The sequence below is a fragment of the Sphingomonas albertensis genome (assembly GCF_014358075.1).
GTDB classification, from domain to species: Bacteria; Pseudomonadota; Alphaproteobacteria; order Sphingomonadales; family Sphingomonadaceae; genus Sphingomonas; species Sphingomonas albertensis.
The window spans coordinates 1-26,835 of the sequence record NZ_JACONT010000047.1; the positions used below are offsets into that span (position 1 = coordinate 1).

The 26,835-nt window shown below is 66.7% G+C and carries 28 protein-coding genes and 1 pseudogene; 20 read left to right on the top strand and 9 right to left on the bottom strand.

Annotation, left to right across the window (positions count from 1 at the left end; all coding sequences use genetic code 11):
* Positions 1-225: 225 nt before the first annotated feature.
* Complete coding sequence (locus H8S47_RS16575) at positions 226-423, bottom strand: hypothetical protein (RefSeq protein WP_187504911.1); 198 nt, start codon at positions 421-423, stop codon at positions 226-228.
* 132 nt (positions 424-555) lie between these two features.
* Between H8S47_RS16575 and H8S47_RS16580 the strand changes: the two genes are divergently transcribed.
* The 3 genes from H8S47_RS16580 to H8S47_RS16590 all read left to right on the top strand — a co-directional run bounded on the left by H8S47_RS16580 (position 556) and on the right by H8S47_RS16590 (position 7,789).
* Positions 556-2,598 carry an autotransporter assembly complex protein TamA gene (locus H8S47_RS16580; protein WP_187504885.1) on the top strand — a complete coding sequence of 681 codons (2,043 nt, stop codon included), beginning with the start codon at positions 556-558 and terminating at the stop codon, positions 2,596-2,598.
* 62 nt (positions 2,599-2,660) lie between these two features.
* The gene (locus tag H8S47_RS16585; RefSeq protein ID WP_187504904.1) at positions 2,661-6,752 is read left to right on the top strand and encodes a translocation/assembly module TamB domain-containing protein; all 4,092 of its coding nucleotides are present in this window, start codon (positions 2,661-2,663) and stop codon (positions 6,750-6,752) included.
* A 35-nt stretch (positions 6,753-6,787) separates the two neighbouring features.
* Entirely contained in the window at positions 6,788-7,789 is a 1,002-nt protein-coding gene (locus H8S47_RS16590; RefSeq protein WP_187504886.1) for a glycoside hydrolase family 3 protein, read from the top strand.
* A gap of 371 nt (positions 7,790-8,160) precedes the next feature.
* On the opposite strand, the gene map is transcribed toward H8S47_RS16590, so the two are convergent.
* Both map and H8S47_RS16600 read right to left on the bottom strand, forming a co-directional pair.
* Positions 8,161-8,934, bottom strand: a complete 774-nt coding sequence (map, locus tag H8S47_RS16595; protein WP_187504905.1) for a type I methionyl aminopeptidase — start codon at positions 8,932-8,934, stop codon at positions 8,161-8,163.
* A gap of 1 nt (position 8,935) precedes the next feature.
* A complete protein-coding gene (locus tag H8S47_RS16600; RefSeq protein WP_187504887.1) occupies positions 8,936-9,142 on the bottom strand; it encodes a ParD-like family protein in 207 nt (68 codons plus the stop codon).
* Between the two features lie 105 nt (positions 9,143-9,247).
* Here H8S47_RS16600 and H8S47_RS16605 point away from each other — a divergent pair, with 105 nt between their 5' ends.
* The 5 genes and pseudogenes from H8S47_RS16605 (at position 9,248) to tatC (ending at position 12,334) form a co-directional block, all read left to right on the top strand.
* Positions 9,248-9,970 (top strand): segregation and condensation protein A, encoded by a 723-nt coding sequence (locus H8S47_RS16605; protein WP_187504888.1) that lies wholly within the window; start codon positions 9,248-9,250, stop codon positions 9,968-9,970.
* The gene (gene scpB, locus H8S47_RS16610) at positions 9,967-10,575 is read left to right on the top strand and encodes an SMC-Scp complex subunit ScpB (protein ID WP_187504889.1); all 609 of its coding nucleotides are present in this window, start codon (positions 9,967-9,969) and stop codon (positions 10,573-10,575) included. Before H8S47_RS16605 ends, scpB begins: the two co-directional genes overlap by 4 nt.
* 28 nt (positions 10,576-10,603) lie before the next feature.
* Positions 10,604-10,849, top strand: a complete 246-nt coding sequence (locus tag H8S47_RS16615) for a Sec-independent protein translocase family protein (RefSeq protein ID WP_187504890.1) — start codon at positions 10,604-10,606, stop codon at positions 10,847-10,849.
* Between the two features lie 53 nt (positions 10,850-10,902).
* A pseudogene (tatB, locus tag H8S47_RS18935) lies at positions 10,903-11,113 on the top strand (Sec-independent protein translocase protein TatB); the annotation flags it as partial.
* 438 nt (positions 11,114-11,551) lie between these two features.
* On the top strand, positions 11,552-12,334 hold the full coding sequence (gene tatC / locus H8S47_RS16625; RefSeq protein WP_187504892.1) for a twin-arginine translocase subunit TatC: 783 nt from the start codon (positions 11,552-11,554) through the stop codon (positions 12,332-12,334).
* Between the two features lie 91 nt (positions 12,335-12,425).
* On the opposite strand, the gene H8S47_RS16630 is transcribed toward tatC, so the two are convergent.
* From H8S47_RS16630 to H8S47_RS19060, 3 genes are all read right to left on the bottom strand, one after another.
* Positions 12,426-12,560, bottom strand: coding sequence for an entericidin A/B family lipoprotein (locus H8S47_RS16630; RefSeq protein ID WP_214655136.1), 135 nt, complete (start codon positions 12,558-12,560; stop codon positions 12,426-12,428).
* A gap of 362 nt (positions 12,561-12,922) precedes the next feature.
* Positions 12,923-14,464, bottom strand: coding sequence for a sensor histidine kinase (locus H8S47_RS16635; RefSeq protein ID WP_187504907.1), 1,542 nt, complete (start codon positions 14,462-14,464; stop codon positions 12,923-12,925).
* Positions 14,465-14,547: 83 nt separating this feature from the next.
* Positions 14,548-14,682, bottom strand: coding sequence for a NepR family anti-sigma factor (locus tag H8S47_RS19060; RefSeq protein WP_328805582.1), 135 nt, complete (start codon positions 14,680-14,682; stop codon positions 14,548-14,550).
* 315 nt (positions 14,683-14,997) lie between these two features.
* On the opposite strand from H8S47_RS19060, the gene H8S47_RS16645 reads away from it, so the two are divergent.
* Together H8S47_RS16645 and H8S47_RS16650 are read left to right on the top strand one after the other, a co-directional pair.
* A complete protein-coding gene (locus H8S47_RS16645) occupies positions 14,998-15,801 on the top strand; it encodes a response regulator (protein ID WP_187504893.1) in 804 nt (267 codons plus the stop codon).
* A gap of 304 nt (positions 15,802-16,105) precedes the next feature.
* Positions 16,106-16,759 carry a sigma-70 family RNA polymerase sigma factor gene (locus tag H8S47_RS16650; protein WP_187504894.1) on the top strand — a complete coding sequence of 218 codons (654 nt, stop codon included), beginning with the start codon at positions 16,106-16,108 and terminating at the stop codon, positions 16,757-16,759.
* Between the two features lie 39 nt (positions 16,760-16,798).
* On the opposite strand, the gene H8S47_RS16655 is transcribed toward H8S47_RS16650, so the two are convergent.
* Positions 16,799-16,972 carry a hypothetical protein gene (locus tag H8S47_RS16655; RefSeq protein WP_187504895.1) on the bottom strand — a complete coding sequence of 58 codons (174 nt, stop codon included), beginning with the start codon at positions 16,970-16,972 and terminating at the stop codon, positions 16,799-16,801.
* A 151-nt stretch (positions 16,973-17,123) separates the two neighbouring features.
* On the opposite strand from H8S47_RS16655, the gene H8S47_RS16660 reads away from it, so the two are divergent.
* The 7 genes from H8S47_RS16660 to H8S47_RS16690 all read left to right on the top strand — a co-directional run bounded on the left by H8S47_RS16660 (position 17,124) and on the right by H8S47_RS16690 (position 23,770).
* The gene (locus H8S47_RS16660; RefSeq protein WP_235983006.1) at positions 17,124-19,733 is read left to right on the top strand and encodes a bifunctional [glutamine synthetase] adenylyltransferase/[glutamine synthetase]-adenylyl-L-tyrosine phosphorylase; all 2,610 of its coding nucleotides are present in this window, start codon (positions 17,124-17,126) and stop codon (positions 19,731-19,733) included.
* On the top strand, positions 19,726-20,190 hold the full coding sequence (locus H8S47_RS16665; protein WP_187504897.1) for a peroxiredoxin: 465 nt from the start codon (positions 19,726-19,728) through the stop codon (positions 20,188-20,190). Before H8S47_RS16660 ends, H8S47_RS16665 begins: the two co-directional genes overlap by 8 nt.
* A gap of 269 nt (positions 20,191-20,459) precedes the next feature.
* Positions 20,460-21,245, top strand: a complete 786-nt coding sequence (locus H8S47_RS16670) for a M23 family metallopeptidase (RefSeq protein WP_235983007.1) — start codon at positions 20,460-20,462, stop codon at positions 21,243-21,245.
* 280 nt (positions 21,246-21,525) lie between these two features.
* Positions 21,526-21,864 (top strand): iron-sulfur cluster insertion protein ErpA, encoded by a 339-nt coding sequence (gene erpA, locus H8S47_RS16675; RefSeq protein ID WP_187504898.1) that lies wholly within the window; start codon positions 21,526-21,528, stop codon positions 21,862-21,864.
* Positions 21,865-21,872: 8 nt separating this feature from the next.
* Positions 21,873-22,643 carry an exodeoxyribonuclease III gene (xth, locus tag H8S47_RS16680; protein WP_187504899.1) on the top strand — a complete coding sequence of 257 codons (771 nt, stop codon included), beginning with the start codon at positions 21,873-21,875 and terminating at the stop codon, positions 22,641-22,643.
* Positions 22,640-23,443, top strand: coding sequence for a transporter (locus tag H8S47_RS16685; RefSeq protein ID WP_328805583.1), 804 nt, complete (start codon positions 22,640-22,642; stop codon positions 23,441-23,443). Before xth ends, H8S47_RS16685 begins: the two co-directional genes overlap by 4 nt.
* Positions 23,444-23,770, top strand: a complete 327-nt coding sequence (locus tag H8S47_RS16690; protein ID WP_187504900.1) for a hypothetical protein — start codon at positions 23,444-23,446, stop codon at positions 23,768-23,770. It begins immediately after the preceding gene.
* 381 nt (positions 23,771-24,151) lie between these two features.
* On the opposite strand, the gene H8S47_RS16695 is transcribed toward H8S47_RS16690, so the two are convergent.
* Both H8S47_RS16695 and mnmA read right to left on the bottom strand, forming a co-directional pair.
* Positions 24,152-24,373, bottom strand: coding sequence for a UvrB/UvrC motif-containing protein (locus H8S47_RS16695; protein WP_187504901.1), 222 nt, complete (start codon positions 24,371-24,373; stop codon positions 24,152-24,154).
* Positions 24,374-24,434: 61 nt separating this feature from the next.
* Positions 24,435-25,544, bottom strand: a complete 1,110-nt coding sequence (gene mnmA / locus H8S47_RS16700) for a tRNA 2-thiouridine(34) synthase MnmA (protein ID WP_187504910.1) — start codon at positions 25,542-25,544, stop codon at positions 24,435-24,437.
* A 195-nt stretch (positions 25,545-25,739) separates the two neighbouring features.
* Between mnmA and H8S47_RS16705 the strand changes: the two genes are divergently transcribed.
* From H8S47_RS16705 to H8S47_RS16715, 3 genes are all read left to right on the top strand, one after another.
* Positions 25,740-25,967, top strand: a complete 228-nt coding sequence (locus tag H8S47_RS16705) for a hypothetical protein (RefSeq protein ID WP_187504902.1) — start codon at positions 25,740-25,742, stop codon at positions 25,965-25,967.
* Positions 25,968-26,070: 103 nt separating this feature from the next.
* On the top strand, positions 26,071-26,370 hold the full coding sequence (gene sciP, locus H8S47_RS16710; protein WP_056412261.1) for a CtrA inhibitor SciP: 300 nt from the start codon (positions 26,071-26,073) through the stop codon (positions 26,368-26,370).
* Positions 26,371-26,463: 93 nt separating this feature from the next.
* Complete coding sequence (locus H8S47_RS16715; RefSeq protein WP_187504903.1) at positions 26,464-26,721, top strand: GlsB/YeaQ/YmgE family stress response membrane protein; 258 nt, start codon at positions 26,464-26,466, stop codon at positions 26,719-26,721.
* Positions 26,722-26,835: the final 114 nt, after the last annotated feature.

Consider the following 26,835-nt stretch of genomic DNA (forward strand, 5'->3'; position numbering starts at 1 on the left):
GGCAAGTGCCAGCCACCTCCCCCTGGCGGGGAAGGATCGTGAGGACCGGTTAACTGCCTAGGTGCCGCATGGGGATCGAGGGTTCGGTTGGAAAATTAGCAGGGGCGCGTATCGGGGCATGCGTTCCGCGCGCCAACCTGTCCTTCGATACGCCATCTCGATAAGCCGCCTGCGGCGACTACTCGACGGCTACTCAGGACGAACGGGGGGGCTAGTGACGGCCCCTCAGCGGCGGTCCTTCAACCAGACCAGCACCGCCGCCACCACGCCGACTCCGGTCCCGATCAGAAACCCCGGCGTCGCTTGCCCGATCGCGAAGCCCACGCCCGCGCCGCACAGCATGCCGAGCGCGACGAGGAAGCCGCCCGCGGCGCTGGGGTCCTTGTGGGGGGGGAGGGTGTCGCGGGAAGTCGGGTCGGCCATCGGCATGTCCTGCCACGCGGCGCGGCGGGATACCAGCCGCGCGCCGCCCGCGATTCGCCGCCCGGACGAAACGTGGCGGAAATACGGCGTTACATACTGTTCCGGAACGACAAGCCCGGCTAGGAGCCGGACATGGTGTTCCGCGTCGGGCGAGCCGGGCCGGCCGCCGTCTTTTTCGTTCTGACGACTGCCGGGGCACCCGTTTCCGGTGCGGACGCACAAACCGCGCCTGCTCAGGTGCCGACTGCGCCCAGTTCGCCTTCGAGTCCATCGGCGAGTCCATCGGCGAGCCCATCGTCAATTCCGGCGGCAAGAACTCCCGCCGATACCCCGATATCGCTCGACCCCAATTCCCCGCTCGCCGCGCTGCCCGATATCGGCGTCGGCTGGCCCGATCTCGCCACGTCGCCGATGGATCCGGCCGCGGCGATCGCCGCCGTCGATGCCAATGCCGAGAGTCGTTATGCCTGGCGGATCGACGGGATCGACGGCATCAACGACACGCTGCTGCGCCAGCGGTTCGCCCAACTCTCGACGCTCGACGCGAACGATCACCAGGCTGCCAACGCCGCGCAGCTCGATCGGCGGGCGCGCGAGGATGCCGATCTGCTCAACAGCCTGTTGCGCGCGGAAGGCTATTACGACGCCAACGTGGTCACGCGCGTCGAACCCGGTGCGAAGCCGATGGTGGTGCTGTCGGCGACTCCCGGTACGCTCTACAAGTTCAAGGGCGTGACGATCGACGGCATTGCCGCGGCGGGCGACAAGGCACCGGGGCTGGTGACCGCGTTCGGCGTGAAGCCCGAGGATCCGGTGAATTCGGACGCGATCGTTGCGGGGCAGGCCAAGCTGACGACTCAGATCGGGCGCGAGGGGTTTCCGTTCGCCAAGGTCGGCGATCCGGCGATCGTCGTCGATCACGCCACCCGCACCGCGACGCTCGACCTGTCGGTGCAGCCCGGCGGCGCGCGCAAATTCGGGCAGATCGTCGCACTCCCCGGCAATCGGGTGTTCGGCGCCGATCACGTCGCGGAGATCGCGCGCTTCTCGCCGGGCGACCCGTACGACGCGGCCAAGATCGACGATCTCCGCCGTGCGCTGATCCAGACCAGCCTGGTCTCCGCCGTCGACATCAAGCCGGTGCAGGGCACGACGCCCGACACCGTCGACGTCGCGGTGAAGCTCGATCGGGCGCCCCCGCATACCGTCGCGGGCGAGCTCGGCTATGGCACCGGCGAGGGCGCGCGCGCGGAGATCAGCTGGACGCACCGCAACCTGTTCCCGCCCGAGGGCGCGCTGACGTTGCGCAGCGTGCTGGGGACGCAGGAGCAGCTCGGCTCGATCGTGTTCCGGCGCAACAATTTCCAGGCGCGCGACCGCGTGCTGACGCTGCAGGCCTCCGCGGTGCATACCAACCGCGATGCATATGACGCGAAGACCTTCACGCTCGCGGGCACGCTGGAGCGCCAGACCAACATCTTCTTCCAGAAGACCTGGACGTGGTCGCTGGGCGCCGAGCTGATCGCGTCGGACGAGCGCGACGTGATCGTGTCGACGGGCGATCCGCGGCGGCGGACGTTCTTCATCGGCGCACTGCCGACCAGTCTCAACTACGACGGCTCCGACGACCTGCTGAACCCGACCAAGGGCTTTCGGCTCGGCGGGCGGCTCAGCCCCGAAGTGTCGTTGCAGGGGTCGGTGTTCGGCTACACACGGACGCAGTTCGACGGCAGCGTGTACCAGCCGATCGGCGGCAGCGTGGTGCTCGCGGCACGGACCCGGCTCGGCACGATCGTCGGCGCGCCGCGCGATCAGGTGGCGCCGTCGCGGCGGTTCTATGCCGGTGGCGGCGCGTCGGTGCGCGGCTACGGCTATCAGTCGATCGGCCCGCGCGATCCCAACAACGACCCGATCGGCGGCCGCAGCCTCACCGAATTTTCGATAGAAGCCCGTGTGAAGGCGTTCGGCAATTTCGGCATCGTGCCGTTCCTCGACGCGGGCAATATCTACACCTCGCCGCTGCCGAAATTCACTGGGCTGCAATACGGCACCGGGATCGGCGTGCGCTATTATTCGAACTTCGGGCCGATCCGCCTCGACGTCGGCACGCCGATCAATCCGCAGCCCGGCGATAGCCGCATCGCCGTGTACGTCTCGCTGGGGCAGGCGTTTTGAGCGAGGAAGTCACCCTTCCAAAGCGCCGGATCGCGTGGTGGCGCTGGATCGTCAGTGCCACCATGGCGCTCCTGGTGATCCTCGGCACGGCGCTGCTGATCGTCGATACGGGGATCGGGCATCGTTTCGTCGCGGACCGGATCGCCGCGATCCGGACCGCGAACGGGCTGCGCTTCACGGTCGGGCGGATCGACGGGTCGCTGTACGGCGATACCCGGCTGATCGATCTGCGCGTGTACGATCTGGAGGGGCTCGTCTTCCAGGCGCCCAATGTCGCGCTCGACTGGTCGCCGTTCGACTGGTTCTCGAACCGGCTGGAAATCCGGCGGCTGATCGTCGATCGCGCGATCCTGACGCACACGCCGCGTACCCGGCCGTCGAAGACCCGCGGACCGATCCTGCCCGATTTCGATATCCGTATCGGCCAATTGTCGGTCGGGCGGCTGACGCTGGCGAAGCGCGTACTAGGAACGCAGCGGATCGCGCGGCTCGACGGACGTGCGGATATCCGTTCGGGGCGCGCGCTGGTCGACCTGAAGGCGCGCGTTGCCGGCAGTGACGACCTGACGCTTCGGATCGACGCCGAGCCGGCACGCGACCGCTTCGACATCGACGTCGCCGCGAAGGGGGCCGCGGGCGGCGTGCTCGCGCGGATGGTCAAGGCAAAGGGGTCGGTCGCGCTGGCGGTGACCGGCGACGGCAGCTGGGCGAAGTGGAACGGTCGCGCGAACGGCATGATCGGGACGACGCGGGTGGTCGATCTCGCCCTCGCGCAGGTCGCCGGCCGCTACATGCTGTCGGGCACGCTCGCGCCGTCGTCGCTGCTCAAGGGCCGCCTGCAAAAGCTGACCGCGCCGCGCGTGCTCGTCAACGGCAGTGCGGGGTTCGCCAATCGCCGGCTGGACGGGCAACTATCGTTGCGCACACCGGCGCTGGCGGTGGACACGACCGGCATCATCGATCTCGGCGCGAACGCGTACCGCGACGTGCGGATCAAGGCGCGGCTGCTGCGTCCGCCCGCGCTGTTCGACAACATGACCGGCAACATGGTCGAACTGCGCGCGATCCTCGACGGGCCGTTCGCGACTGCGGCGTTCGACTACCGGATCGACGCCAGCCGGTTCGCGTTCGACCAGACCGGGTTCGAGAATGCACACGCCGCCGGCAAGGGGCGGCTGTCCGCCGCGCCGGTGACGGTGCCGATCCGCTTCACCGCCGCGCGCGTCACCGGCGTCGGCACGGTCGCGGGCGGCATCCTGCGCAACCTGTCGGTCGACGGGCTCCTCCGCGTGACGCCAACGCTGCTCACCGGCGACGCGCTGAGGCTGCGGTCCGACAAGCTCACCGGCAGCATCAATCTGGCGGTCGACCTGCGCAACGGGCAGTTCGAGGTCGGCATCAATGGCGGGCTCGGGCGCTATCTGATCCCCGGGCTCGGCATCGTCGACGTGAAGTCCACGTTGCGCGTCGTCCCCGGCCCGAACCGCAAGGGTACGCGCGTGATCGGGCAGGGCAGCGCGCAGATGGTCCGGCTCGACAATGCGTTCTTCCGCAGCCTCGCGGGCGGATTGCCGCGGATCACGACCAATCTCGAACGCACCACCGATGGCGTGCTGCACTTCACCAATCTGGTGCTGACCGCGCCGCAGATTCGGCTGACCGGCAACGGTTACCGTAGGCGCGACGGCACCTTCCACTTCGAGGGCGGCGGGCGCCAGCAGACCTATGGTCCGGTGACGCTGAAACTCGACGGGCAGATCGAGAAACCGACGCTCGATCTCGTCTTCGCGAGCCCCAACGCCACGCTCGGCCTGTCGAACGTCCGCGCGCATCTCGATCCGACGGCGCAGGGGTTCGCGTTCACCGCGGCGGGGGGCTCACGGCTCGGGCCGTTCACGACCAATGGCGCGATCCTGTTGCCGGCGGGCAAGGCCGCGACGATCGCGATCGCCGCGTTGAACGTCGCGGGCACCAAAGCGAGCGGCACTATCGCGGTCGTCGATGGCGGCTTCAGCGGTGCGCTCGCGGTCGCGGGCGGCGGTATCTCGGGTGAACTCCTGTTCCGTCCGGTCGGCCAGATTCAGCGCATCGAAGGCCATCTCGCTGCAAAAGCCGCAACGCTCGACACCGTTGCACTTCGCCAGGGCAAGCTCGATTTCGTCACGTTGCTCGATCCCGCCGGCACCTCGATCGAGGCGACCGCGATGGGCCTTGGCCTGCGCCGCGGTGCGCTCAGCCTGGCGCGGTTCAACGGGTCCGCCTCGCTGCGCGGCGGCGTCGGCACGATCAAGGCATCGATCGCCGGCTCCCGCGGTCGCGCGTTCGATATCCAGAGCGTTACGCAGGTCACCGCGAACAGCTACGCGATCTCCGCGCAAGGCACGCTCGACGGTCGCCCCCTGAAACTGCTCACGCCAGCCGTCGTCACCCAGGCCGAGGACGGTTGGCACCTGGCGCCGACCAAGCTCGGCTTCGGCGGCGGCGAGGCGCAGGTCGGCGGGCTTTTCACCGCGACCAGCACTGCGATCGACGCCAGCCTGACGCGGATGCCGCTCGCCCTGCTCGACATCGGCTATCCCGGCCTTGGCCTCAGCGGGTCGGCATCGGGGCGTTTCAACTTCGCCACGACGAACGGCGCTGCGCCAACCGGCAAGGCCGATCTCACGATCCGCGGCCTCGCCCGCGCCGGCCTCGTCCTGTCGTCGCGACCGATCGACGTCGGCGTGGCGGCGGTGCTGTCGCCCGACAAGCTCGGCCTGCGCGCGGTGATCGCCTCGGGCGGCAAGACGATCGGCCGCGCCCAGGCCCAGCTTGCACCGCTCGGGCCCAATGCTAGAGGGGGCGACCTCGCCTCGCGCATCACCAACGCCCGCCTATTCGGGCAACTCCGCTACAGCGGCCCGGCCGACACGCTCTGGCGGCTCACCGGCGTCGAGCTGTTCGACCTGTCGGGCCCGGTCGCGATCGGAGCGGACGTCGTCGGCACGCTCGCCAACCCGACCCTGCGCGGCGTGGTCCAGGCGAACGGCGCGCGGATCGAAAGCGCGACCACCGGCACCGTCCTGACCAACGTCCAGGCGACCGGCCGTTTCGGCGGCTCGCGGCTCGTGATCGACCGGTTCGGCGCGGACGCGGGCAAGGGCGGGCGCGTCACCGGCACCGGCCAGTTCGAATTCGCCGCCGCAGCCGGGATCGGCCTCGACCTCACGCTGCAGGCCGACAAGGCGGTGATGATCAACCGCGACGACATCGGCGCCACCGTCTCCGGGCCGCTGACGTTCAAGTCGAACGGCTCGGGCGGCACGATCGCGGGCGACGTCCTGCTCGACAAGAGCCGCTATCGCCTCGGCCAGGCGACCGCCGCCAGCGCCGTGCCGCAGCTCAACATCCGCGAGATCAACCTGCCCGAGGGCGGCGAAGAGACCGCGAAACGCACCACGCCCTGGACGCTGGCGATCAAGGCGCGCGCGCCCAACCAGGTGATGGTCAGCGGCCTCGGGCTGACCAGCGAATGGTCCGCCAACCTCCAGATCGCGGGCGCCCCCGATAACCCGGCGATCACCGGTCGCGCGACGCTGGTCCGCGGCGATTACGAGTTCGCCGGCCGCCAGTTCGAACTCGCGCGCGGCGTGATCCGGTTCGACGGCGGGGTGCCCGCCAACCCGGCGCTCGATATCGAGGCGAACGCGGATTCGACCGGGCTCAGCGCGTCGATCCGCGTCACCGGCTATGCGCTGAAGCCCGAGATCGGCTTCACCAGCACGCCCGCGCTACCCGAGGATGAACTGCTGTCGCGGCTGTTGTTCGGTACCTCGATCACCAACCTGTCCGCCCCCGAAGCGTTGCAGTTGGCGGCGGCGGTCGCGGCGTTGCAGGGCGGCGGCAGCGGTCTGAACCCGATCAACGCGGTGCGTCGCGCGGCCGGTCTCGACCGCCTCCGCATCCTCCCCGCCGATCCGCAGACCGGGCAGGGGACGTCGATCGCGGCGGGCAAATACGTGACGCGGCGGCTGTATGCTGAGATCGTCACCGACGGGCAGGGCTATTCCGCCACGCAGGTCGAGTTCCAGGTCACCCGCTGGCTATCGCTGCTGTCGAGCATTTCGACGCTCGGCCGCCAGAGCGCGAACGTGCGCGTGTCGAAGGATTATTGAATGAACGCGCGCGCCGGTCTCGCTAGGAAGAGTGCATGAAGCCCGTCATCTTCGGCCTTTCCGGCCCCGTCCTCACCCCCGCCGAACGCGCGTTCTTCGCCGAGTGCGAACCCGCCGGCTACATCCTGTTCAAGCGCAATATCGTCGATCGCCACCAAGTGCGTGCGCTGACGGACTCGCTCCGCGCGCTTGCCGGCCGCGACAATCTTGCGATTCTGATCGACCAGGAGGGTGGGCGTGTAGCGCGGATGGGCCCGCCGGAATGGCCCGTATTCCCGGCAGGCCCGGTGTTCGACGCAGCCTATGAGCGCGCACCGATGACCGCGATCCAGGCCGCGCGGGCCAACGCGCAGGCGCTCGGCATGATGCTCAGCGAGGTGGGCATCACCGTCGATTGCCTGCCGCTGCTCGACGTCTCACAGCCCGACACCACCGAGGCGGTAGCCTCACGCACGTTCGGATCCGACCCCATGCGCGTCGCAGCCCTCGGTCGCGCAACCTTGGAGGGGCTGGCCGAAGGCGGCGTGGTCGGTGTCGTCAAGCACATGCCCGGCCATGGCCGCGCAAAGGTCGACACGCACCACCACCTCCCGACCGTCACCGCGACCGACGCCGACCTCGAGATCGACCTCGAACCCTTCCGGACGCTCAACCAAGCGCCGATGGGTATGACCTCGCATATCGTGTTCGAGGCATGGGACGCCGACCGCCCCGCGACTTTGTCGCCAACCGTCATCGAACGCATAATCCGCGAGCGGATCGGCTTCGACGGACTGCTGATGACCGACGACATCGACATGAAGGCGCTGTCGGGCACCGCCGGCGACAAGGCGGCCGGGGCGATCGCGGCTGGGTGCGACTTGGTGCTCGATTGCTGGGCACGCATGGACGAGATGGTCGAGATCGCCGGGCGCTTGGGCGAGATCTCAGAGGTTTCTCGGGGGCGGCTCGATCGGGCGATGGCGTCGGTCGGCGCGGGCAAGGGCGATTTCGAGACACTGATCGCAACGCGGGATGCGCTGTTGGCGCGGGTTTGAGGTGGGCCGAGAGGCTACCTCCCCGGCGAAGGCCGGGGCCCAGTTGGAAAGGTCGCAGTAACGAAGCGCAGCGGCAGTCAGTACCGTCCCCCAACTGGGCCCCGGCCTTCGCCGGGGTGGTGTCCAAAGTAGTCGGCGGCGCTTCATCCTGCCATGCTCGGGAAGGATTAAACCACCCCCCGTTCGTACCCCCCCGTTCGTCCTGAGTAGCTGCTGAGCTTGTCGAAGCGGCGTATCGAAGGACAGGTTGGCGCGCGGAACCTGTGCTTCGATACGCGCCTTCGATACGGCTCTGGCGAGCCTACTCAGTCGCTACTCAGCACGAACGGAATGGGATGCGAACGGCCAAGCGCTCCCGCCATCAGCCCCCATCACGCCAACCCCCTAGCCCGCTCGTCCCCCCGCAACGTCAGCACCTCGACTCCGTCCCGCGTCACCGCCACGGTATGCTCGAACTGCGCCGAAAGCTTGCCGTCGTCGGTCACCACCGTCCACCCGTCATCCTCGGTAGACACCTTGCGCGTCCCCTGGTTGATCATCGGCTCGATCGTGAACACCATCCCCTCGCGCAGCACCATGCCGGTCCCCGCACGCCCGAAATTGAGCACCTGCGGCTCCTCGTGCATCTCGCGGCCGATACCGTGCCCGCAATACTCGCGCACCACCGCATAACCGTTCTTCTTCGCGTGCCGCTCGATCGCGAAGCCGATGTCGCCCAGATGCGCGCCCGCCCGCACTTGCCGGATGCCCTGCCACATCGCCTCCCGCGCGACCTTCACCAGGCGCTTTGCAGCGGGTGGCGCATTGCCAACGACATAGGTCTTGCTCGAATCGGCGATGAAGCCGTCCTTCTCCAGCGTGATATCGAGATTGACGATATCGCCGTCGCGAATGACGTCTTTCGCGTCCGGCACGCCGTGGCAGACGACGTGATTGATCGAGCCGTTCAGGACATGTTCGAAACCATATTGCCCCTTGCTTGCGGGCCGGGCGGCGAGGTCGTCGGTGATGTAGCGGTCGACCATGTCGTTGACCTGCAACGTCGACATCCCCGCCAGATCCTGTCTGTCGAGCATCTCGAACACAGACGCGAGCAACGCCCCCGATACGCGCATCAGCGCCAGTTCGTCCGGCGTCTTCACCACGTCAGGTAGCACTTTTATCGGCAACGCGGATCGATGCCGCAGCCAATTGCGCGGTGACGATATCGTTGAACGACAGCGTCGGATTGGCCTCGGCAAGCATGCCGATCTTCATCCAGAACTCCGCCTGCGCGTTGATCGAGCGGCACAGGACCTGGCTCGCCCGTCGCGCATCCTCGTGCAGCATGTCGTCGATCTTCACGATACCCATGACTGCCGCTCCGCTCGTTCAACCAAACGAACCGTTTATGTTTCGTATATCGAGTCGTCAACGCGAAGGGTGGATGCGGCGCGGTGGGCGCTGTAGCATCCGGCGATGGACGACGCCCAACTGACGCTGGATCTCGACGGGTGGGAGGGGCCGCTCGATCTGTTGCTGTCGCTCGCGCGGGGGCAGAAGGTCGATCTGCGGAAGATTTCGATCTTGGCGCTGGTCGAGCAGTATCTCGCCTACGTCGACTCTGCGCGCGCGCTGAAGCTGGAACTGGCGGCGGATTATCTCGTGATGGCGGCATGGCTGGCGTATCTCAAATCAGCCTTGCTGTTGCCGCGCGATCCGCTCGCCGAGCCCGACCCCGAAGAACTCGCGCTGAGGCTGCAACTGCGGCTCGAGCGACTGAGTGCGATGCGCGAGACCGGCGCCCGGCTGATGGCGCGCGATCGGACCGGGCGCGACGTGTTCCTGCGTGGTGCACCGGAGGGGCTGCGAACGGTGCGGAAGGCGGCGTGGCAGGCGGAGATTTTCGACCTGATCGCCGCCTATGGCCGGATTTCCGCACGGACGCGACCGGTGATGCATGTCGTCGCCGACCGCGAGGTGATGACGCTGGAGGCGGCGCTGGAACGCGTGTCGATGCTGGTCGGCGAGCGGATCGACTGGAGCGTGATCGAGAGCTTCCTCCCCGAAGCAGGCGAGCGGTTGCGGCGATCGGCGCTGGCGTCGAGCTTCGTCGCGGCACTCGAACTCGCGCGACAGGGGAAGGTCGACCTGCGCCAGGCCTCGCCGTTCGCGCCACTCTATCTGAGGGCGCGCGCGTGACGCCGCCGGATGATTTCGTGCGCGCGGTCGAGGCGGTGCTGTTCGCGGCCGAGACCCCACTGACGCTAGACTCGATCCGTGCGCATGTCGGGGCGGGCGATGTCCGCGTGGCGCTGGACCGGCTCACCGCCGACTATGCCGGGCGCGGTATCCGTATCGTCCGCCGCGGCGAGCGGTGGCAGTTCCAGACCGCGCCGGACATGGCGCACATGCTCCGCCGCGACCGTGAGGAACCGCGCAGGCTCAGTCGCGCAGGCATCGAGACGCTGGCGATCATCGCCTATCACGAGCCGGTCACCCGTGCCGAGATCGAGGCGATTCGCGGGGTGCAGATCTCGAAGGGGACGCTCGACGTGCTGATGGAGGCGGGCTGGGTGAAACCGGCGGGGCGGCGCGAGGTGCCGGGGCGGCCGCTGATGTTCGCGACCAGCCCCGAGTTTCTCGTCCATTTCGGGCTGGCCAGCCGCCGCGACCTGCCGGGGATCGACGATCTGCGCGCCGCCGGGCTGCTCGATCCGGTCGATCTCGCCTTCGATCGGCTCGAAGATAGCGAAGATGGCGGGGGGATGGCGCAATCTCTGGCATTGAGGCGGGATGAGCCTTAGATAGGGTTCAGTTTTCAGGAGAATGGCCATGGGCGGTTTTAGCCCGATTCACTTGCTCGTCCTCGCGGTCGTCGCGATCCTCCTTCTTGGCGGCGGTCGTTTTTCCAGCCTGATGGGCGACGTCGCCAAGGGCGTGAAGAACTTCAAGAAGGGCATGGCCGAGCCCGACGACGAGACGCCGGCCAAGCCATCGGCGCGGATCGAAGCGCAGAAGTCGGCCGATCCCGCGTTCGATCGCGACGGCAATCGCGTCCGCGACGACCGTCCTGCCTGAAGCGATCGTGCTTGAAGTTGGCAGAGTTGAAGACCCTAGATAGGCGCGGCTGAATGTTCGATATCGCGCCCTCCGAGTTCCTGCTCGTGGCATTCGTCGCGCTCGTCGTGATCGGTCCGAAGGACCTCCCCAAGGCGATGCGCGTGGTCGGCTACTGGGTCGGCAAGGCGCGTGGTGTCGCGCGGCAATTCCGCTCGGGCTTCGATTCGATGGTCCGCGAGGCCGAACTCGAAGAGATGGAAAAGCGCTGGGCGTCGGAAAACGAACGCATCATGCGCGAGCATCCGCAGACGGGTACGGACGGCGCGGCCGATACTGCACAGGTCGTGCATTCGCCGGAGACCGAAGACTATCGCCGCGACTATCGGTCCGGTGATCATACGCCTGATCATACGCCTGATCATACGCCTGATCATACGGCCGAAGATCAGGCGGCTGGGGATCATACGGACGAGCCGGTGATGGTCGAGAAGCCGGTGGTCGCTGCCGCTCCGCCGACGGTATCGCCCGCGCCTGCCGACCAGGAGCACAAGCCGGTCGGCCATCGTGCCCCGGACCTGTTCGACGTCCCGTTGGATACGCCGGCCACGACCGCGCCTGACCCCGACGGCAAGACCGGCAAGTCCGACGTGGCGTCGTCATGAGCAAACTGGCCATGAGCCGCTCCGCCTTGGTCGCCCCGTATAACGCCGAAAGCATAGTATGAGCGAGATCGACGCAAGCCGGGCGCCGTTGCTCGACCATCTGATCGAGCTGCGGCGGCGGCTGCTATACTGCATTGCCGCACTGATCGTGACGTTCGGAATCGCGATGTATTTCGCCGAGGACATCTTCGGCTTCCTGGTCCACCCGCTGCTCGCGGCGGGGCAGAACAAGGTCATTTATACCGAGATCTTCGAGGCGTTCTTTGTCCAGATCAAGGTGGCGTTCTTCGCGGCGATGATGCTGTCCTTCCCGGTGATCGCGAACCAGCTTTGGCAGTTCGTCGCGCCCGGCCTCTACAAGAAGGAGAAGCGCGCGCTCCTGCCGTTCATCCTCGCGACGCCGGTGCTGTTCCTGACCGGCGCGGCGATGGCCTATTACATCGCGATCCCGATGGCGCTGCACTTCCTGCTCGGGTTCGACGGCATGGTCGGTGGCATCCACCGCGAGGCGCTGCCGGCGATCGGCAATTATTTGTCGTTCACCATGCAGTTCCTGTTCGGCTTCGGGATTTCGTTCCTGCTGCCGGTGCTGCTGATGCTGCTGGAGCGGGCGGGGATCGTCACGCGGAAACAGCTGATTGGCGCGCGACGCTATGCGATCGTCGCGGCGTTCGCGATCGCTGCGGTACTGACGCCGCCGGATATCGGCTCGCAGCTGCTGCTCGCGATCCCGCTGGTGATCCTGTACGAACTCGCGCTGATCGGGATCTGGTTCACCGAACGCAGCCGGGCGAAGGCCAAGGCGGTCGAGGGCGAGTCCACCGACATCATCGAGAGTTAAGGTCGAGAGTTAAGAACGCAGAACGCCGATACGAAAACGGGGCCCGGTGCATGTGCACCGGGCCCCGTTTCATTACCAGAAGCGCAAGGGCTTACTTGGCGCCGTCTGCGGTCTTCGCGACGGTCTTGCCTGCCGATGCGACGTCCTTGCCTGCACCCTCGACGGTGTTGCATGCCGAAACCATAAGCGCGCCTGCGACGACGGCCAGTCCAACCAACTTACGCATGATACTTCCTCCAAGAAGGGCTTGAATGCCACCGGAGGTGAAATGTTCGGGCGCCGCATTCGTTCCGATGCCGAAACCAGAAGGCGTGCGATTTGTGACGCTTAAGAAGGCAGCCGCACATTAAGGAGGGCTGCCACTCACCCGAACGATAAAGGCCCGGAAGCATCACCAGGGGGGGGAGGGTGATGCTTCCGGGCCTGTGTTCTGGATAGCGAGAGCGGGGGGCATAAATTCGCTATCCAAAGTGTAGAACGGCGACGGCCGAAGTCGGTTCCCGTGTTTTTCGAGAATCTCGATTAAAAATCCGAGTTTAATTTGAATTGGTTAACGTCGCGGCATGAAACACCGCAATACTTCCCCAGTCAGTCGCGCCCGGTGATGGCGACGGCGATCTCATAGGCCCCGACCAGCGGATCATGGTGGAGCGGCGAGCGCAACTGGCGCGACAGGCCTTCCATCACGCGTCCGTAGCGCGAGGCGGCCTCGCGCAGCGCATCGCTCTCGACCAGGGCCCGCGACACGACCCGCAGCAGCGCGCGATCGGGTTTGTCGGCGAGCTTGTCGGCAGGCTTCACGACGATCCGGATCTGCGCGGCGGGATCGCATGTCATCGCCAGCTCGATCGTCTCGGTCACGAGGAAGGCGATCGCGACCGCGACGTCCTGGTTGACCAGATACGGATCGACATCAAGCGTGATGCCCAGCCCGTGCGACCGATCGGACGCCGTCGCGCGGATGTTGGCGGAGAGTTCGCCGATCATCGTCCGCAGGTTGAGCCCGCGATTTTCCTCGAGTTCGGCGAAGTGATTGCGGTGGACGACGGCGAGCGCATCGACGCGGCGCTGGATCGAGGAATAGGCCGCGGTCGCATCGGCGCTCGGCGCGCTGCGGGCGTGGAAGTTTATCAGGCTGGAGATGACCTGAAGGTTGTTCTTCACCCGGTGATGGACTTCGCGGGTCAGCTTGGTCTGGCGGACCAGTCCTTCGGCGAGCCCGGCCTCATGCAACGCGACGGTGCGGCTGATCGCCTGGAACGTCTCGCCCAGCTCGCGGATCTCCTGCGCGGGCAGGGTGTGGACTGTACCGAAATCGAGTTCCTCGCCGGGCGTGAAGGCTGCGACCGCTCCGCGGAGGCGACGGAGAGGGCGGATCAGCAGGCGGTCGACGACGAACCACGCGATGCTCGCCGCGGCGATCCACATCAGCAGCGGCAGCAGCATCGCGACGATCAGCGAGGACGTGACGGGCGCGCTACGTATGCTGGTGCGCAGGGCAAGCCCCGCGACGCCGAGCTCGGTCCGCATCGTCTCCATGCGATCGAGCGGGCGTTCGTCCGGAATCGTCTCCAGGTGCAGCGAGTCCTCGTCGAGGACGATCGCGCTGCTGAACGCCGATGCGCGGCTCGATGGCTGCCCGATCTTCTCGAGGAAGGGTCGCGGGAAATACGCGCGGGCGGACGTATCGCCGCCGGGGCCGGAAATCGCGAGGAGCAAGCCGTTGTCGGGAACGATCGCGGCGGCGATCGGCATGTCGTCCTGGCGCAGCGTGACCGGATTGGGCAACGGGACACCGCACAGGACGTTGCCCTTGCGATCGGTGATGATGAAGCGGGTGCCGGCCGAGGATTGCTGGGCGAACACGCCCTGCGCACGGGCGCAGCTCGGGGCATCGGCGGGATCGGTGCCGAGCGCGTTTACCGCGACCCGCAAGGCCGTCATGTCGCCGACGAGTTCGATCGCGATCGCGCGCGCGCTCTCGTTCGCGGTGACCCGCAGGCGTGCGCGCGCTTCTGCATCGGCCAGGCGGGTAGTCTGCAAGGTCGCGAAGACCGCGATCAGTGCCAGCGGCAGGAGCGCGGCGCTGATGATCAGGAAAAGCTTGGCACCGGTCGGCAAGCGACCCATCGCCGAGATGAAACGGCGTTCGGCCACGGTGTCTGCCTGTAGTATCGGGTTCGTGTCGGGTGGCGAGGCCATGCGGCCCGCCGTCAGTCTAGCTTGCCGAGGAGATCGAGCAGGTCGTCGGGGATAACCTCGTCGACGGTCTTCTGATAAACCGAGCGCAGCGCCGAGCCCATTTGTTGATCCTTGTTCTGGATCTTCGGGGGCTTCGTTGCAGGCACTGCCTTCTCCGTGTCGTGGCCCAAACTCAAAACTTCCCCCTGCACGACGCAAACCAATCAGATGACGATGAGTATGGCTGGACCCTCGGGCATCAGGCTGCACACTCGCGAAAAGATGCTCGTGAAACCAAATAGCATCTCGATAGTTCCACGTTCGACCGAAAAATCCGCATTCCCGTGTCATTCCGTTCGCTCGCCGGGCAATGATGCACCCGGAACGGACCGACCGGTAGCATTTTCGACCGATGCCATTGCAATGACGCGAGCCGCCCGACACATGAGGGGCCGCACAGGATCAGGGAGTATTCGTTACCCATGTCTTTAGGACAGCAACTCGCACCGCACCTTCCCTTTTTGCGGCGCTATGGCCGGGCCCTGACCGGCAGCCAGATGCATGGCGACAAATATGTGCGCGCCACCTTGGAGGCGATCGTCGCCGCACCGGAAGAATTTCCGCGTGACGTCGATCCGCGTCTCGGCCTGTACCGGATGTTCCAGGCGATCTGGAACTCGGCGAATTTCGACGAGGTCGGCGACGAGGGTTTCGGTGAGGCCGAGGGTCATGAAGCCGTCGCTCGCGCCCGTCTCGCACGGATGACGCCGCTGTCGCGCCAGGCCCTGTTGCTGACCGCGATGGAGGGCTTCACGCCCGAGGACGCGGCATATTTGATCGAAGTCGACGCGAGCGAAGTCGACGACCTCGTCGCCGATGCACTGTCGGAAATCGAGAACCAGACCCGCGCCAAGGTCCTGATTATCGAGGACGAGCCGATCATCGCGATGGATATCGAGACGATCGTCCGCGATCTTGGCCACGACGTCACCGGCGTTGCGGTCACCCGCGACGAAGCGGTCGCGCTGGCTATGGAAACGCGGCCGGGCCTCGTGCTTGCCGACATCCAGCTCGCCGACGACAGCTCGGGCATCGACGCGGTCAAGGACATCCTGGCCGAGTTCGAGGTCCCGGTGATCTTCATCACTGCGTTCCCCGAGCGCCTGCTGACCGGCGAACGTCCGGAGCCGACGTTCCTGATCACCAAGCCGTTCCAGCGTTCGACCGTCAAGGCTGCCATCAGCCAGGCGTTGTTCTTCGACCAGGCAACTGTTCCGACCGCCTGATCGTCACCGAATATCGGGTCCGTTTTCGCCAGACGGTTACGGACCCAAAACGGTTCTCGATGGTTTAGGGGTCATGGCTGATCCAAACGAACCGATCCATATCGAGACCGATGACGCGAGAGCGGGATCCACTCCTCACATGACCCGATATATACTGGCGATCTCGCTAGTGCTGGTCATCGTGATCTTCGGATTTCTCGTTCTCCGCTAATCTGAATTCTGCGTAGGTCACTGGCAATGCTGGTAACCTGCGTCTATGTCTGTCGCTCCGCTCGGCAGTTTTATCGGGATTGATTGGATTACCATGACCCAGCCTGCGCCGCGTGCAGACACCGATGATGAGATCGACGAGGTCGTCGTACCGGTCGAGCACGTCTCGCTGTCGGATGCCGAATTCAAGGTTCAGCTCGCCCAGGTGATCCCGCATCTCCGTGCATTCGGCCGCTCGCTGTCCGGCAGCCGCGATCTCGCGGACGATCTGGTGCAGGAGACGCTGTTGAAGGCGTGGGCCGCGCGTCTGCGCTTCCAGGCCGGCACGAACATGCGTGCATGGACCTTCATCATCCTGCGCAACCTGTATCTCTCGCAGATGCGTCGTGCGCGCTTTAAGGGCGAGTGGGACGATCTGGTCGCGGATCGCATTCTCGCAGCGCCGGCGAGCCAGGATCGTCACGTCGAGCTAGGCGATATGCAGCGCGCGCTCATGCATCTGCCGCAGCCGCAGCGCGAGGCGCTGATCCTCGTCGGTGCGGGTGGCTTCGCGTATGAAGAGGCGGCCGAGATCTGCAACGTAGCGGTTGGCACGATCAAGAGCCGGGTCGCACGTGGCCGTGTCGCGTTGGAAACGATTCTGACCGACGGCTCGCTGCCGTCACGGCGCGATCACGAAACCGATACGAGCAAGACCGCGCTCGATTCGATCATGGGCGATGTCGAGGAACTCAGCCGGGGTCGTTGACCTTCGGTTTGGGTTATCCCGTTGAACCTGTCGGTGCGATCAGTGCCGAACGCGGTCCATCTGCTGCAGCATCCGCACCATATCGTCCGGCAGGCCGCGCGGCTCATCGAATGCGCCGCGGAGTGCATAGCCTATAACGTCGGTCACACGAGGTCCGCGGACGGTCTGTCGCCCGTTCTTGTCACCGCTGATCATGTGTAGTGCGTAAGTCATGCACGTAAGAACGGTCGATTGCGGGTTTCGTTGCTTCCCGATGTCACGACATCGTTACTTTCTATAGTAGCGAAGCATGCACGATTTCGAATCTGAACACGCGATAAACGACGCGCTGGGCCGGGCACGTCTTTGGTCGCCCTTTCTCGCCATGATCCTAGACCGCGAGCCCGTCCTTGCGCACTCGCTTGCGCAGGGACAGCTCGATCTGGGCGCATCCAGCGCGGCCCCGGACATGCCGGTTGCAAAACGGCTCAGGCTCGAGCGGCGGGCGATGGCGCTGAACGTCGCGATCGGCGATCTCGCGGGCGTTCTCGATCTGACCGCGGTGACCGGCGCGCTGACCCGGTTCGCCGACCATGCGCTCGACACTGCCATCCGGGCTGCGATCGAGGAGCGGACGCCCGGCGCCGAGCCGCTCGGCTTCACCGCGATCGCGCTCGGCAAGCAGGGCAGCGGTGAACTCAATTATTCGTCGGACATCGATCCGATCCTGCTGTTCGATCCTGCGACCCTGCCGCTGAAGCCGCGCGAGGAGCCCGAGCAGGCGGCGGTGCGGATCGGAAAGCGCGTCGTCGAGCTGCTCCAGGCCCGCGATGGCGACGGCTATGTCCTGCGGGTCGACCTGCGGTTGCGGCCCTCGCCCGAGATCACGCCGATCGTCCTGCCGGTCGAGGCGGCAATCGGCTATTACGAGGCGCAGGCGCTGCCGTGGGAGCGCGCCGCGTTCATTCGCGCCCGCGCGGCGGCGGGCGATATCGCGCTCGGCCAGCGGTTTCTCGATGCGATCCGGCCGTTCGTGTGGCGGCGCGCGCTCGATTTCGGTGCGATCGGCGAGATCCGAGGGATCTCCGCACGGATTCGCGATCACCATTCGCAGGGGCAGGCGTTCGGGCCCGGCTATGACCTGAAGCGCGGCCGCGGCGGCATCCGCGAGGCGGAGTTCTTCGCGCAGATCCACCAGCTGATCCACGGCGGGCGCGATCGCAGCGTCCGCGCGCCGGCGACCCGCGAAGCGCTTGCCCGGCTGGCCGAGGCGGGCTGGATCGGCACCGACGAGTCGCGGGCGCTGATCGACGGCTACACGCTGCTGCGGACGATCGAGCACCGCGTGCAGATGATCGACGACCGCCAGACGCACGCGCTGCCGACCGGGGAGGCGCTCGACCGCGTGGCCAAGCTGCACGGGCTGGAGGATGCCGGCGCGCTGCTGGCGTTGCTCGCCCCGCGGGTGGCGGCGACCGGCCGGATCTACGACGCGCTCGACGACACCGCGCGCCCAGCGTTCTCGCACGACGCGGTGACGCTCGAGACCGATCTCGCCGCTGCCGGGTTCGACGAGCCCGAGCCAGCGCGCCGCCGGATCGAGGCGTGGCGGAGTGGGGCGTATCCGGCGCTGCGCAGTCCGGCTGCGCGCGAGGCGCTGGAGGCGGTGCTGCCGACTCTCGTCACCGCGTTTGCGACCGCGCCGGTGCCGCAGGCGGCGTTGCTCAGGCTCGATGCGCTGCTCGAACGCCTGCCGAGCGCGATTAACATCTTCCGCCTGCTGGAGGCGCGGCCGGGGCTGGCGACGTTGCTTGCCGCGATCCTCAGCCATGCGCCGACGCTTGCCGACGATCTCGGTCGGCGCCCGGATCTGCTCGACGGGCTGATCGACGCGACCGCGTTCGAACCGGTCGGCGATATCGCGGCGCTGGAGGCGGCGATGCGCGCGGGCGAAGTCGGGGGCGATTACCAGGCGCGGCTCGATCATGTCCGCCGGGTCGTCGGCGAACTGCGGTTCGCGCTCGGGGCGCAGATCGTCGCAGGCGCGTCCGATCCGCTGCACGTCGCCGCCGGCTACGCGCGCGTTGCAGAGGCGGCGATCGGCGTGCTCGCGCGCGCGACGATCGACGAGTTCGCCAAGGCGCACGGGATTGTGCCGGGCAGCGAACTCGTCATCCTCGCGCTCGGGCGGATGGGCGGTGCGATGCTCACGCACGCGTCCGATCTCGACCTGATCTATCTGTTTACGGGCGATTTTGCGGCAGAGTCGGATGGCCCGAAGCCGCTCGGCGCGACCCTGTACTACAACCGCCTCGCGCAGCGCGTGACGGCGGCGCTGTCGGTCGCGACGGCCGCGGGCCCGCTCTACCAGATCGACACGCGGTTGCGGCCGTCGGGCGGGCAGGGGCCGCTGGTCGTCACGCTTGACAGCTTCGCCCGCTACCAGCGCGAGGATGCGTGGACCTGGGAGCACATGGCGCTCACCCGGGCGCGGCCGGTGTTTGGTTCGCCGGACGCGCGCGCCGCGGTGACTGACATCGTGCGCGGTGTGCTCGAAGGCGACCGCCCGACCCGCGACGTGGTCGCCGAGGCGAAGTCGATGCGTGCGGACATGGCGGCGCACAAGCCGCCCAAGGGGCCGCTCGATGCCAAGCTCCTCCCCGGCGGTCTCGTCGACCTGGAGTTCGCGGTGCACGTCGTCCAGCTCGTCAACCGCGCCGGCTTCGACCCCAATCTCGGTACCGCGATCGACCGGCTGGCGACCGAAGGCCTCGTCCCGCCCACATTGCGCGCCGCGCATGACGTGCTGACCCGGTTGCTGGTCACGCTTCGCCTCGTCGCGCCCGATGCCGCGCCGCCGGGCCACGCGACGCAAGAGCTGATCGCCCGTGCGATCGGCGTTGCGGATTGGCCGGCGGTGGTTGCCACGCTCGAATCGACGCGGCAGGAAGTCCGCCGGTTCTGGGCGCAAGTGACGGGAGAGCAGGATGGATGAAGGGTCTAAGATTCCGGACGTGACGGTCACGGTTGACGATGCGGGCAACGAGGCAGCCGTCTCGCTGGCGAGCCTCGGCACGCCGCTCGTGGTGTATTTCTACCCCAAGGACGACACGTCGGGCTGCACCACCGAGGCGAAGGACTTTTCCGCGCTCGCCGACGCGTTCGACGCGGCGGGGGTGAAGGTCGTCGGCATCTCGAAGGACACGCCCGCCTCTCACGCGAAATTCAGCGCCAAGCACGCGCTTACCGTACGACTCGCCAGCGATGTCGACGGCGCTGCCTGCGAGGCGTTCGGCGTCTGGGTCGAGAAGGCGATGTACGGCAAGAGATACATGGGGATCGAGCGCGCGACGTTCCTGTTCGGTGCCGACGGCACGCTCGCCAAGGCGTGGCGCAAGGTCCGTGTCCCGGGGCACGCCGACGCCGTGCTGGCAGCCGCAAAGGCGCTCTGAACTGCTGGCGGTAACGGGCGGAGATTCGCGGATATTCCGTCGGCCATGGGCGACGTTCCGCGATCGTTCCCTGCGCTAGGCAGGTGATTCCATCAACTCGCCGTATCATCCTGCCGCTCCGGCGCGCGAACGGGGTCGTGCTCTTGCCCGTCGAGGCGGTATCCGGCCTAACTCCACTCGTCTGGTGCGCGGAGGGGCTGCGAGTCAGGACAGAGTTTCGGAGCCGTCCGTCTTGGGCGAACGGCCCTGCATTTTTTTGTCGGGGACCAATGGTCGATTTTACCGCTGCCGCCATCGTGACACGCCTCAAGGCCGTGTTCGCGGTGCGTAAATTCTCTTCGATCGGGCAATATGCGATCGCTGCGACGATGGGCGTCGCCGGGTTCGCTTCGACCGCAGCAGCGCAGGCCGGGGGGCCCGCCAAGACGGTCGCAAGCCAGGCGCACGGCGTCCACGCCGCGACCGGTGGTCCGATGATCGCCGCCAACACCGAGGAAGCCACCGCCGATCTCCGCGCCGACGCACAGTTCCGCACGCTGTTCCAGACCTGGAAGAAGCTCGATGCCACCCAGCAGGGCGTGATCGCGATCCCGTCGGTCCAGCCGGTCCACTCGCTCTCGTTCACCAGCAATTTCGGCATCCGCTCGGATCCGTTCCGCGGCACCGCGGCAATGCACGCCGGCGTCGATATCCCCGGCCCGGTCGGCACGCCGATCTACGCCACCGCCGACGGTGTCGTGTCGCACGCCGGTCGCCAGGGCGGCTACGGCAATCTGGTCGAGCTGAACCACGGCAAGGGTATCGCCACCCGCTACGGTCACCTTTCGAAGATCCTGGTCGCCGACAACACGCGCGTGACCCGCGGCCAGCTGATCGCGCTGATGGGCTCGACCGGCCGCTCGACCGGTCCGCATCTTCACTATGAAGTCCGTATCGACGGCCACGCCGTCAACCCGATCCCGTTCCTGACGACCGCGGACTATCTGCTGGCGGCACAGGACCGCTCGGTCAAAGCGATCCCCGTCTCCACCGGCGGCCCCGCCGCGCAGGACTGAGCTGACCGGGACTCGAGGCTCCCCTCCCTGAAAGGGAGGGGCTGGGCGTGGGTAGGCCAGCTTGTGACGCAACCGTTCGCCGATACGGAAGCCGACCCACCCCCGGCCCCTCCCTTCCAGGGATGGGATAAGATGTGCGAACCGCTACATAGGCAGGCCAACCGACACCCCAACGATCTATCCGGTTTTAAATCTACCCGGTCCAGAGAGCGCCGCCGGCTTCCCAGATCCCGCAAACCCCGAGGTTGCCGCAAGTTACTCGACCCCCTATCTCCAAGCGATGGCAACGCTGGCTCCCGACATCATCCTCACTCCCTCCGCTGCGGCGCGCGTCGCGGCGATCGCCGTCAAGCAGGGGAAGCCGGCGATCCTCCGACTCTCTGTCGATGGCGGCGGCTGTTCCGGGTTCCAGTACAAATTCGGGTTCGCCGACTCGGTCGAGTCCGACGACGTCATCGCCGAGCATGACGGCGTGAAGCTCGTCGTCGACAGCGTCAGTATCGATCTCGTCCGCGGTTGTGCGGTCGATTACGTCGAGTCGCTCGCGGGCGCAGCGTTCAAGGTCGAGAACCCCAATGCCGCCTCGGGTTGCGGCTGCGGCTCCAGCTTCTCCGTCTGATCCGCCCCATGAAAATCGTCACGTACAACGTCAACGGCATCAAAGCGCGGTTGCCGCGGCTGATCGAGTATCTCGTCGAAGAACAACCCGACATCGTCTGTCTCCAGGAACTCAAGTCGAGCGACGACACCTTCCCGATCACGGACATAGAAGCGGTCGGCTACGGCGCTGTCTGGCACGGCCAGAAGGCGTGGAACGGCGTCGCGATCCTTGCGAAGAGCGGCACGCCCGTCGTCCGCCAGCGCGGTCTCGAAGGCGAACCCGAGGACGAGCACAGCCGCTACGTCGAGGCGGAAATCGACGGCTTGATCGTCGCTGCGCTGTATCTCCCCAACGGCAATCCGCAGCCGGGCCCGAAATTCGACTATAAGCTGCGCTGGATGGACCGCCTCGCCGATCGTGCGCGCGTGCTGCTGGCTGAGGAAAAGCCGGCGATCCTCGCGGGCGACTACAACGTCATCGCCAACGACGACGACACCTTCTCGGTTCGCGCGATGCAGGACGACGCGCTGATGCAACCCGAAAGCCGCGAGCATTACCGTGCGCTCGTCGCGCAGGGCTGGACCGACGCGCTCCGTACGCAATTCCCGAAGGGCGGCGTCTGGACGTTCTGGGATTACCAGGCCGGCGCATGGCAGCGCGATGCCGGGTTCCGCATCGACCATCTACTCCTCAGCCCGCAGGCCGCCGACCGAATGATCGATGCCGGCGTCGACAAGGCGTATCGCGGCCGTGAAAAGGCCAGCGACCACGCGCCGACCTGGGTCCGGTTGCGGTGAAGCGACTGCTGCTGGGCGTCGCACTTTCCGGTCTTATCCTAGCTAGTCTTCTCGGAGCCGCGGCAGCGCAGGAGCGCGAATATTGCCCGGATCGGCCGGGTCTCGATACGCCCGCCTGTACGATCGCACCGGGGCGCATTTCCGTCGAGACGTCGCTGGCCGACTGGACGCGAGACGACCAGCCGGGCTCGCGTGAGGACAACATCCTGTTCGGCGACACGATGGTCCGCGTCGGCGTCAGCGACACGATCGAGGCGCGGATCGGCTGGACGCCGTTGGGGCACGACCGGATGCGCGACTCGACCGGGGTCGATTCGGTGAACGGCATCGGCGACGTTTCGCTCGGGATGAAGGCGAACCTCCACCACCCGGACGGCTCGGACCTGTCGGTATCGGTGCTGCCGTTCGTGACGCTGTCGGTCGGCCGGTCGTCGATCGGCGCGGGCGACTGGGGGGCGGGCTTTCTCGTGCCGCTGACCTACGAACTGTCGGACTCGGTATCGCTGGACCTGACGCCGGAGATCGATGCGGCGGTCGACCAGGACGGCAATGGCCGGCACCTCGCGTATAGCTCGACTGCGGGCCTGTCGGTCGCGGTGTCGAAGGCCATCACGCTGACCGGTGAGTTGCAGGCGTTGCGCGACAACGATCCGGACAAGCATACGTCGCAGGCGCTCGCCGCGCTGTCTCTGGCGTGGATGGCGAGCGACGATCTCCAGTTCGACATGCTCGGCGCGGCGGGGCTGAACCACGATACCCCCGATGCCCGGGTGTATGCCGGGGTGTCGCGGAGGTTCTAGATGCTGGTCGGCCTGCTCCTGCTGCAAGCGGTAGCCGGGCCGCCGCTCCCGCCGGAACTGCGCAAGCGCGTGGCGCGCGCGACGAGGCCGTGTCCGGTGCAGGCTGATCCCGATGGCGAGATCGTGGTCTGCGCGCGGCCGACCGACCGGCGACTTGGGACGCTCGCCGAGCCGGTCCAGCCGCCGCGTGGGGATCCGCTGTCGTTTCGGTTGCCTGGTGGCGGCACGGGCAATGTCCACGCCATTCGTACCGAACTGCCTGGCGCAAGCGGACAGGGCGGAGCGGTGACGTTGAAGATGCCGTTCGGTAAGGGGAAGCGGGAGTAGAGGGTACTACCGCCGCCGCCCCGCCACCTTGTTCTCCCGCGAAGGCGGGAGCCCAGTCTGGATCCCCGCCTTCGCGGGGAAACAACCTGTTGTTGGGTATCGAGGTGTGGATTTCGCCAAGGAGCCGGCCATCGTAGAAGGCTACTTGGGCAGGATGCGACCCGACATTTCCCCCCTCCCTGGAAGGGAGGGGTTGGGGGTGGGTCGGTTTCCGCGTACTCCGGACGGCAGTGGTTCAAGCGGTCCGGCCCCCCCCCCCCCCCCCCCCCCGCCGCCGGGGGGGGGGGGGGGGGGGGGCCCCGCCGCTTGGCGGGCGCGGCGCTGGTCCGGTGAGCGACCCACCCCCAACCCCTCCCTTCCAGGGAGGGGGGCCAAGAAGAGCTACCGCTTCCGCCCCTTGGTCATCGGATCGGGCTTCTTCGGTTTTACCCAGTCCGGCGGCGGGGTCATGCGTTGCTGGCTCGTGCCTAGCCCCATCGCCCCCGGCTGTTGCCGCGTTAGTCCGGCGGTGTCCACGACCTCGCCACCACCGCGCAGCACGCTGATCTGATCCCGCAGCCGGCCCGCGGTCTCGAAATCCATCGCCGCGGCGGCGGCTTCCATCTGGGCGCAAGGTTTCGATATCCATGTCGCCTCAACGCACCAGACCCGCAAAGGGCACGCGTCAGGCGGCTACGAGTGCCGCCTCGGTCTCCGCGATCCAGCCGCCGCCGAGCATGCGCTCGCCCGCATACAGCACCGCCGCCTGCCCGGGCGCCACGCCGTATTCGGGTGCGTCGAACACGATCCGGTTGCCGACCAGACGGGCAGGGACAGGCTTGGCCATCGAGCGCACCTTCGCGGTCACCGGCCCGGTGAAGTCGCCGCCCAGCCAGTTGATGTCGGTCATCCGCGCTGCCTCGACCGCGAGCGCACGCCGCGGACCGACGACGACCCGCTTCGTGGCGGGCTCGACCCGCACGACGTAGAGTGGCTCGGGGCTGCCACCGATCTCCAGCCCGCGACGCTGGCCGACGGTGAAGTGGATCAGCCCGCGATGCTCGCCGAGCTTCGCGCCGCCGAGATCGACGATATCGCCTGCCGTCTCCGCCGCCTCGGGCCGCAGCTTCTTCACCAGCCCCGCATAATCGCCATCGGGCACGAAGCAGATGTCCTGGCTGTCCGGCTTGGCCGCGACCCCGAGCCCCAACTCCGCCGCGATCTCGCGCACCCGCGCCTTGGGTAGGCCGCCCAATGGAAAGCGCAGATAGTCGAGCTGGCTCTGCGTGGTCGCGAACAGGAAATAACTCTGGTCGCGCGCCGGATCGGCGCCGCGGTGGAGTTCGGCACCGTGCGCGCCCTCGACTCGGCGGACATAATGCCCGGTGGCGAGGCAATCCGCGCCGAGATCGCGCGCGAGCTTCAGCAGATCGGTGAACTTCGGCCCCATGTTGCACTGGACGCAGGGGATCGGCGTCCGCCCGGCGAGATATTCGTCGGCGAACTTGTCGACCACCTGTTCGCGGAAGCTCGTCTCGTGGTCGAACACGTAATGCGCGATGCCGAGTCGGTCGCACACCGCGCGGGCATCGCGGATGTCGCGCCCGGCGCAGCACGAGCCGGCGCGACCGATCGCCTCGCCGTGATCGTAGAGCTGCAACGTCACGCCGATCGTCTCGGCGCCGGTGGCATGCGCGAGCGCAGCGACGACCGAGCTGTCGACGCCGCCGGACATCGCCACGACGATGCGCTTTCCGGCCGCTTCCGGCCCGAGCTGAAAATCGGTCTGATCCATGATCGCCACATAGGCGCGACGGCGTGCGGTTGCAAAAAGATGCATCGGTTAACGTATATCAAGACGAAATGAGGGAAAAACGCGACCAGCGATTGGAATAAAGCGACAAGTTCACGAACTCTTTCGCCGAGTTTTACGGTCCCTTCACCCCCTCGCGCTATACCGGACCTCCCAAGAGTTTTCGCGAGTATCCCGTTGGACCTGAGTTTTCCCCGTTTCGATCGCGACGCCGAGGTCACCGTTCTACCGGGTGATCTCGCTGTCCTGATCGTCGGTATCGCCGCCCGCCAGGCAGCGAGCCCGACCGCGGTGGTACAGGCCGGCTTCGCGCGAACGACGATCGATCCCAAACTGTTCGCGCCGCTTCACGGTGCGTTCAACGGCCCGATGGCAACTGCGTTAACCCGGTGGAAGGACGAATGAAGATGCGGTTTACCGCGGCGTTTCAGCCGATCTTCAAATCCTGCGACTATGTGTCGCGTGTGCGTATCGATAGGGGGCCCCCCGCCCCGATCAGAGGTTTCAAATGATCGAGAACCAGAAAATCCGTCCCGGCAAGGTCATCGGACCACTCGGTGAGCAACTGACGCTGGATACGCTGCCGCCACCCAGCACCACGCGGTGGGTGGTGCGTCGCAAGGCCGAAGTGGTCGCTGCGGTGAATGGCGGTTTGCTCAGCGTCGACGATGTCTGCGCCCGCTATGGCCTGACCGTCGAGGAGTTCGCCAGTTGGCAGCGGGCGATCGACCGGTCGGGCATGCCCGGGCTCCGCGTCACGCGCATCCAGCACTACAAGTCGTTGTACGAGCGCCAGCAAAAGTACTGAGATCTAAAACTCAAAACGCGGGCGGAACAAAAATCCCCGCTCGCACGTCTTTCCGCCATCGCCCGGATACGGGTTCAACGGAGGGAAAATATCATGGGTCTCATTCTTTGGCTGATCGTCGGCGGTGTCATCGGTTGGATCGCTAGCATGATCATGCGCACCGATGCGCAGCAGGGCATTTTCCTGAACATCATCGTCGGCATCGTCGGTGCCTTTATCGGCGGCCTGATCCTGTCGGGTGGTTCGATCAACAACCAGCCGCTCACGCTGACGTCGTTCCTCGTGTCGCTGCTGGGCGCGATCATCCTGCTCGCGATCGTGAACCTCGTGCGTCGCGGTAGCGTGCGCTAAGTTTCGCATCGTCACGCGAAAAAGAAGGGCCGCCCGGGCAACCGGGCGGCCCATCTTTCGTGTGTGGAGGCTGGGCATGATCGGCAAATCTTCTCCCCTCCCTGGAAGGGAGGG